The following is a 7,957-nucleotide window of genomic DNA, read 5'->3' as shown; positions in this document are numbered from 1 at the left end:
AACTTAATCAACTTGGTATTAGATTTTCGTACTAGCTTTAACTCAGGTTTAACCCAAGTTTAATTCTCGTTTTATATGCTTGTTTCTTAACCCTTCGTGGATTTCCTTTTGGCAATAAACAATGCAATAAAAATGAAGAACGAGCCAAGAGCAAGTCTAATAAGATCACCCTCTGATGCTTCTTTAGCTTCACCAAACACAAATAGAGAAGCGAACATTGCTAACGGTACAACCGCATTATTAAAGGTCGCTAGCACGCCAACACTGGTTTGAGTACCACCTTTATTCCACAGATAAAAACCTAAACCTGAGGCAATAACACCCATATAAACTAAAACAGACCATTGTCTTGCTGTGGCTTCAAAAGGAATAGGAGACTGCTGAGAAATTAGCAAGGTTGCTAAGGTGGTAAAAATTGCCGCACCTAAGTACAAAAAGCCAAATACTGAGCTGTTACTAAGTTGGGGGCGCGCCTGCTTCCAATCGCGATAATAAACTTGTCCAAAAGCAAACGCCAAATTGGCAATTTGCATTAAACCAAAGCCAAACCAAATTTCACTTGAGTCAATATCACCCATTTTTATAATAGCGGCACCAAACACTGAAAATAGTGTAGCTACGACATACCAAGGCGTGAAAGTTCGCTGCCTAATATCATTAATAATCACAATATAAAGTGGCGTAAGCACGCTAAATAACGCGACTAAATGTGAAGGTAAATGATCAAAGGCTGAAAGGTAACATATATACATTACACCATATTGCAGCGCACCAAGAAGTATCAGTTGCCCTTTTTCTTTGTTATTTGTATTCACTAACTTAATAAAAGGAAGAAAAACAATAAACGCTATAATTAGCCGAGTATCAGCTATTTGTAGCGGATCAAGGCCTTTAAATGTATTACCAATAAGACCAAATGAAAAAGCCCAAATGAGTGTGGTGATCACTAAATAAATCATTAAAACTCTCTCATCATTATTATTTATCTCAAAGTTATTATTTTATCTAAAAGTCATTATTTTATCTAAAGTTATAGTTGAGTAACTCAATTACAAGTGAACTTACCAGCTATAAGTAGCGCTTAGTGTGTATTGTTCGCCTCGCCCTGGGGTACCAGGTACTTCTTCAAACGATTCATCCCAAATATTGTCAGCTGCAAAACTAATATTTAATCCTGCTATTTGCGACGGTAAAATATTTATTGTTAAGTGGGTAAATAAAGCCTCATCATCACCATTACGTAATGCGTTTTCTTGTTGTTTACGCCATTCGTTATCAATACGGAATTCTAAAATATCAATCGGACGCCAGATAAATCCTAGAGTAACGCGATGATCAGGAAAGTTTAGCGCATAAAAGCTCGCATCAATATCAGCATCACCATAATCTTCTGATTTTTTTAAGTAGGTATAGCCAGTGATAATTTCAGCATTATCAAAATGTTTTACGGCTGTCAGCTCTAGTCCAAAAGTGTCAATATCAACTGGGTTAGCTGTGCGCGCAGAGGTTGAGTCAAAACTATAAGTCCAGTCTGTTAACTCATCATCTTGTCGATAAAAAATTGCTGAATTTAAACGCCAGCTTTCTCGGTCTAATGCCAAACCTAATTCAAGGTTCTTAGTTGTTTCTCTGCCTAAATCATAATTACTTCTAAATAAGCCACCTGAATCACTGCCACCTATCGCTGTATATCCAGCAACTTGTGTAGCTTCAGCATAAGATAAATACAGAGTTTGAGAGGTATCATCAGCATTTAATATATTCCATGACACATCACCAATTAATGAGGTTTGCGAGTCATCTCGGTTAGTGTCATCAAACGTTGCACCTAAACGAAAAACTACTTGATCATCATTTTGCAGGTTTAATTGGTACTCAGGCAAAACGCTAACTTTATAATAATTACGTGAGGTAAAATTATTTTCAAGTGAGGTCGATTTAATATTATCGGCGATAAACTGCGCCGAGTAATTTAATGCGAATGCAGATGTTTGCGCATGACGACCTGATAAGGCGATTGATTTTACTTTGGTTTCATGAAAAGACTCAAAAGCCTGAGGATTTTCACGTGAATAGATGTAATGGTCGTGATTTTTACGGTAATAAGCAGATACTTCAAAAGTGCTATTTTGTGCATAAGACTGTTTATGATTAAGGATAAGTAATTCGGTTTTAATGTCTTCTGTTTCATTAACATTAAATGGCGTGTACATATTTGGCCAACCAAAGAACTTCTTTTGTGAGCCAAAAAACAAATCTGTTTGTGATGTAGAACTCGCTAACTGAATACGACCAGAAGCACGTTGAAAGTCATGGTCGCCATTTTCTATAGTGCCATCACTTTCAGAACGAGAAAATTCGCCTTCAAAGCCAATATCCCACTCACTCGATTCACCTAAATCCATACTAATTGCACTGTGTACACGTTGTAGATTAAAGTTATTATTACCAGCGCCTAATGCAACACTGCCTGACGTTTTTATTGCTTTCCAACTTCTTGAAACCGTACCTACCGAGCTATTAACACCCATTAAACCATTATCGACACCAGTATAAACATTAGCGTTACCTAGCATTTCTTGAGCAATTGGGATTTCAGCCGAATAATGCCCTGTTTGCGGATCAAATAATGTAGCACTACCGATTCTAAAGCCTGTATTTTCAAAAATACCACCACGAATGGTAACATCGGCTTGTGCTTCCGCCATATTTCGAGACTGTAGATCTATGCGTGGATCGTATTCAAGGTTTGATACAGGCGAGCTAAAAGTACCAACTGCTTTTGTATTTGCCGTAGCGGATGCTTCAACGACAATACTCTCAATACTTTTTTTCGCTACTTGTTGTTCTTCAACATTCGTTTTTTCAGTATTAGCTTTATTAATATTAGCTTTGTCAGATTGCTTGTCTTCATTATAAAAAGCAGACGCTAAAGGTGATATGCTTAATATCAAAATGGGCAGGATAATGTTTATAGCTCGGTTCATGTTAATATTCTCTACTTACAATATTTAATCTATGAAAAATTAATCTATCAAAAATTAATTTTGGTGTTATCGCTGCTGCGTAAAAGGTTTGCTTCCAGCAGCGTAAAATTGGCGATATTTTACCTTAGAGAGAAGCACACTTCTCATTAAACCCAAAGCCTCAAGCTCAAAGGTTTACAAACGAACATTTAAAGCACAATGTGGAATATAAAAAACAAAACTTAATATAGTTTTTTTAACTACTCAATTTAATAGCGACTCGATATGACCCAAATACCAAACAAGCCTAACGACGAAAATGAAGTTATTTACTTTGCTGGAGGCTGTCTTTGGGGAGTACAAGAGTTTTTAAAGCATTTGCCCGGTGTTAAGGATACTGAAGCAGGTAGAGCAAATGGTGAAAGTAATACAACACAAAGCAGTTATGATGGCTATGCTGAATGCGTGCAAGTTAGCTTTTCTCCTAAAGCGGTGACACTTACCCAATTGATAGACTATTTTTTTGAAATAATTGACCCTTATAGTGTGAATAAGCAAGGCCAAGATATCGGTAAAAAATATCGTACTGGCATATACAGTAAGCAAATAAAGCATCTGCAAATAGCTCGAGAATATATTAATAAGCGAGATGATGCTGAACAAGTTGTTGTTGAGATTTTAGCGCTTAACAATTACGTAAAAAGTGATGACGAACATCAAGAGCGACTCTCTCGCTTCCCTAATGATTACTGTCATATTCCTAAAAATATACTGCATAAATACAAATAACTAAGCAAGACAACCAAATAGTTTTTATTATAACGTTAATTATTTGTAAAACGACTGCAATAACTACTTGTGTTATCTAAGAATTGCGCTAACCTAAGAGACAGTAATTTGCTCACGGACTGCGCTAAAAATGATTACCTTTACGCTTTTATTCTCTAACATAAAACGTTCATTTCATCTCATTATTACTTCGTTAATAGCAACTAAGCAAATCACTCTGTTTATACCATTTCAACTGCGCTTATTATCTAGCACTCAACATTTTTCAAACAATGTTCACCACACAAAATTAACAACAAGTGCGCTAAAAACCGTCAATCAAATAACTTTCAACTAAATGAGGTTGTACATGACTAACCACGCCCTAAATACTATAAAAAACTTAAATGTGGCAAAACCGCTATCGCTAACTTTAGTCGCGTTAAGTGTGTTTTGTTCAGTTAATGCTTATAGCCAAGAAACTGATCAGCAACGTATTCAAAGTTTAGAAAAACGCTTACAAGAATTAGAAAAACAAGTTCAAAAGCAAGGCTCAGAACATACTCAGCAAACATTTATTGAAAATGAAGTTATATTGGTAGATATACCTAAAACAGAGCAACGAGCAAGTTACGAGTTTGCTGCCCCCGATAAAAGTATCAAACTAAGTAATAGTGATACAGTTCTACAAATTGGCGGTCAAGTTTGGTTAGATGCTATCTATAATAGTGGAGAAATGACCAACCGCGCAGGTTTTCAACCCTCATCTATTGCTCATGAAGATAATACAACAAAAGACGATACTCTATTAACAGTCGGGCAATCTAAACTTTCTTTCAAAAGTTTTACACCAACCGATTACGGCGTAATGACCACACGTTTTGAATTTGATATGTTTGACTCTTCTGGTGATGCTGGTTTTCATTTGACACATTTATGGGGTGAAATTGGAGACTTTGGTGCTGGTCAAACTTTTAGTGGCTTTATGGACATTAATTCATTTCCAAATACCTTAGAGTATTGGGGGCCTAACTCCATGATTTTTGTTCGCCAACCGCAAGTACGTTATAACACCGCGGTAAGTAAACATGGCCGAGTGATATTTACTATAGAAAAGTCATCTAGTGATTTTGCAACACCCGCAGTTGCTAATTCTACAGACTATAACAGTAATAATGACAATACAAATGAGCTACCTGACTTTACCGCAGCCTATTTACACAGTGATGATTTTGGCTACATTAAATCGGTAATGATACTAAGAAAACTTGGTTATAAAACAAGTACCAGCAAAGACACTACCTTAGGTTGGGGTATGAATATTTCTGGTTTGATTAATTTACCTTCTGATGATTCAATTCAATACCAATTTATTTATGGTGAAGGTATTGGCCGTTATGTAAATGATACTTGCTGTAATTACTACAGTGATGTAGCAGGAGGTGTTGATGCCGGTTTAAATGATAATGGTAATTTAAAAGCCATTCCTGTGGCTGGTGGTTTTGCTTATTACAACAAGCAATGGAATGACAAATTTAGTAGTGCTATTGGTTACAGCTACTTAACTGTTGATAACCTAAACACCCAAAACGACAATTCAATTAAAGATAGTGCTTATTCAACGGTTAACCTACTTTGGTCTCCAGATGAGCAAATAAAAACAGGTGTCGAATTACAATATGGCGACATTCAAAGTAAATCAGGCACCGAGTCAGATAACTTTAGAATTCAAGCCTCTGTCGGTTTTAAATATTAATAAGGAATTTATATAATGAAATTAACTCACTACACAGTAAGTAAATACGCACTTATTAGCCTACAAATTTTGGTATTAGTATTTGTTAGCCCACTGCATGCAAAAGCACCGCAAAAAATACAAATACAAACAGTTATAGATGAGGCTTACAATAAGTTTAGCCAACAAAACCCTGGTAAAAATGCCGATTATATCCCAGCCTTAGCTAAAGTGGATTCAGCTTACTTTGGTTTAGCTTTAGTAACACCAGACGGTAAAATTTATACCAAAGGTGATGTTGATCAATCTTTCTCAATTCAGTCTATTTCTAAAGTATTCACCTTAGCTTTAGCGATGGAAGAAAAAGGCGCTCAAACCATTCTTGATAAAGTGGGTGTTAATGCCACAGGTTTAGCATTTAATTCAGTTACCGCCATTGAACAAAACCCTGCACGTAGCGTTAATCCACTAGTTAACGCTGGTGCAATGGCAACGGTAAGTTTACTTGATGGTAGTAACGATAAAGCTAAATGGTCAACACTTGCTGCTTGGTATGATAAATTTGCTAATCGCCAGTTAAGTGTTTTACAAGATGTTTATAAATCTGAATCTGACACAAATAGTCATAACCGTGCTATTGCTGAATTATTAGTGTCTTACGATAGGTTTTACGGTGATGTGGACCTAAACCTAGACATTTACACTCGCCAATGCTCTGTTGCAGTAACCGCTAAAGATTTAGCCATTATGGCTTCTGTGTTTGCTAATAATGGCGTCCATCCATTAACAGGTAAACGTCTAATGAGTAGTGACAATGTAGCGCGCGTATTGGCGGTAATGACAACAGCTGGTTTATATGAAAATAGTGGTCAGTGGGCTTATCAGGTAGGTTTACCGGCTAAAAGTGGTGTAGGGGGCGGTATTATTGCTGTATCTCCTGGTCAGTTTTCAGTAGCGGTATTCTCACCAAGACTTGATGCTGCGGGTAACAGTATTCGTGCACAACAAGCAATTGATTATATTGCTGAACAACTAGATGCCAATGTTTTTTAATTGTAAACATTAATATAAAAAGCTGGCAGTAACATCAACTTATCGATGCTATTGTCAGCTTTTTTATTGCTTCACCTTATTCCCCTTAGATAAAACCTTATTCCTCTTAGATAAAACCTTATTTATTCAGCCACGCTATTCAGTCAATAGAGCGCAAATAATGATATTTAAGCTATACTAATAATCAAGAGTTTTCTGGTTTCCTCTCCCAGGCCAGAAAACAAAAAGCCTGTTTTTTCATTTAAATGAAATCACAGGCTTTTTTATGTATTAGAGTGTAAATATTAAGTGCAAGTTATAACACTACAGATGATGAACAATAGGATGGTTAGTGAATAATGAGCTACTACATTATCCTGACTATTAAACTCACTATGTTCATTAGATTTGTACTACACGATAACCTTGGCCTTTAAGTAAAGATAATACACTATCGTTACCCACCAAGTGCGCCACACCAACTAACACAAACTCACGCTCTTTATTGACAAACATAGTATTAATGTCTTTTACCCAATTTTTATTACGGTCTAGCAACATTGTCTTTAACGTTTTAGGATCTTCTTGCATTGGCTTAATCGCTAAGTTATTTAATTGTTGGCTATTACCGCTACGCCACGCACTCAGCAATCCAGTAAACATACCTTTAAAATTCTTCATTTGTTTAAGGTTTGATTCAATAAATTTGTTTTCATGGCCTATGCCCATATTAGCAATCATATTCATTTGAAACTCAGCCGTTTCAAAATAGGCGATAGCTTTATTGTCTTGCATCGCTTTTTTGCTGTAAAAAACATCAACCCCTTCACCAGCTAAGCCAGCTCGCTGTACCTCTAACACCGTCAACATAGTGACCAAAAAGCCCGGCTTAAATTGTTGTAACATCGCTAAATCTGTACCTAAACTAGCCACATATTGTTTAAGTTGTTGGTAAGTATTTTTACTTATAAAATTGCTAATATTTTTACCATTGCTATAACTCATTTGTTGCATCATTTTTATTTGTGCGCCTAAATCATTGCTATCAGGTAACTGAGCTTCTAGTACAATGCTATCGCTATCTTTGTACGCTTGCTCGAACTCTTTAGGTAACGGAAACTCTGAAGGTGGTAAAATATGAACAGTACCACCAATATAAATATACTCACCATCTTTACTCACTTTCCATACAGATGATTTTGCCCATACATTTGTCGCTAATAAACTAGCAATGATGAGACCTGTAACGATCAAGGTTTTATTAATTACACGGTTTGACATAAATGTTCTTCTCTTTTCTCGTAGTGTCGATAATTATTCAACAAATACTTGTTAGTGGTTACCTAGCTTTAATTATATTGTAAATGCTATTTTTTCGTCTAAATGAATTCTCTCAATAATACTTTGGCTGAACTGTTTAACGCTCTATTAAAAACCTATTAACTAGTATTTTTTT

6 protein-coding genes are annotated in these 7,957 nt (G+C 35.9%); 3 read left to right on the top strand and 3 right to left on the bottom strand.

The features are described 5' to 3' along the window. Positions 1-86 precede the first annotated feature (86 nt). A complete protein-coding gene (locus KO502_RS10020) occupies positions 87-959 on the bottom strand; it encodes an EamA family transporter (protein ID WP_216022443.1) in 873 nt (290 codons plus the stop codon). 102 nt (positions 960-1,061) lie between these two features. Continuing rightward, positions 1,062-2,987, bottom strand: coding sequence for a TonB-dependent receptor (locus tag KO502_RS10015; RefSeq protein WP_216022442.1), 1,926 nt, complete (start codon positions 2,985-2,987; stop codon positions 1,062-1,064). Positions 2,988-3,251: 264 nt separating this feature from the next. On the opposite strand from KO502_RS10015, the gene KO502_RS10010 reads away from it, so the two are divergent. The 3 genes from KO502_RS10010 to glsA all read left to right on the top strand — a co-directional run bounded on the left by KO502_RS10010 (position 3,252) and on the right by glsA (position 6,522). Further along, the gene (locus tag KO502_RS10010; protein WP_216022441.1) at positions 3,252-3,755 is read left to right on the top strand and encodes a peptide-methionine (S)-S-oxide reductase; all 504 of its coding nucleotides are present in this window, start codon (positions 3,252-3,254) and stop codon (positions 3,753-3,755) included. 349 nt (positions 3,756-4,104) lie between these two features. Continuing rightward, positions 4,105-5,490, top strand: coding sequence for a DcaP family trimeric outer membrane transporter (locus tag KO502_RS10005; RefSeq protein WP_216022440.1), 1,386 nt, complete (start codon positions 4,105-4,107; stop codon positions 5,488-5,490). 15 nt (positions 5,491-5,505) lie between these two features. Next, on the top strand, positions 5,506-6,522 hold the full coding sequence (gene glsA, locus KO502_RS10000; protein ID WP_216022439.1) for a glutaminase A: 1,017 nt from the start codon (positions 5,506-5,508) through the stop codon (positions 6,520-6,522). A gap of 381 nt (positions 6,523-6,903) precedes the next feature. Here glsA and KO502_RS09995 read toward each other — a convergent pair whose 3' ends face one another. Further along, positions 6,904-7,782, bottom strand: a complete 879-nt coding sequence (locus KO502_RS09995) for a TraB/GumN family protein (RefSeq protein WP_216022438.1) — start codon at positions 7,780-7,782, stop codon at positions 6,904-6,906. Positions 7,783-7,957 lie beyond the last annotated feature (175 nt).

The organism is Colwellia sp. E2M01, assembly GCF_018860585.1.
In the GTDB taxonomy this organism is placed as follows: Bacteria; Pseudomonadota; Gammaproteobacteria; order Enterobacterales; family Alteromonadaceae; genus Colwellia.
Note: the sequence above shows the minus strand (reverse complement) of the source record. Positions and strands in the feature narration are given on the sequence as shown.

Excerpts from the sequence above, each read along its gene's own strand:
- glsA (WP_216022439.1), top strand. The coding sequence starts at position 5,506 with ATGAAATTAACTCACTACACAGTAAGTAAATACGCACTTATTAGCCTA.
- KO502_RS10015 (WP_216022442.1), bottom strand. The coding sequence starts at position 2,987 with ATGAACCGAGCTATAAACATTATCCTGCCCATTTTGATATTAAGCATA.
- KO502_RS10005 (WP_216022440.1), top strand. The coding sequence starts at position 4,105 with ATGACTAACCACGCCCTAAATACTATAAAAAACTTAAATGTGGCAAAA.
- KO502_RS09995 (WP_216022438.1), bottom strand. The coding sequence starts at position 7,782 with ATGTCAAACCGTGTAATTAATAAAACCTTGATCGTTACAGGTCTCATC.
- KO502_RS10020 (WP_216022443.1), bottom strand. The coding sequence starts at position 959 with ATGATTTATTTAGTGATCACCACACTCATTTGGGCTTTTTCATTTGGT.
- KO502_RS10010 (WP_216022441.1), top strand. The coding sequence starts at position 3,252 with ATGACCCAAATACCAAACAAGCCTAACGACGAAAATGAAGTTATTTAC.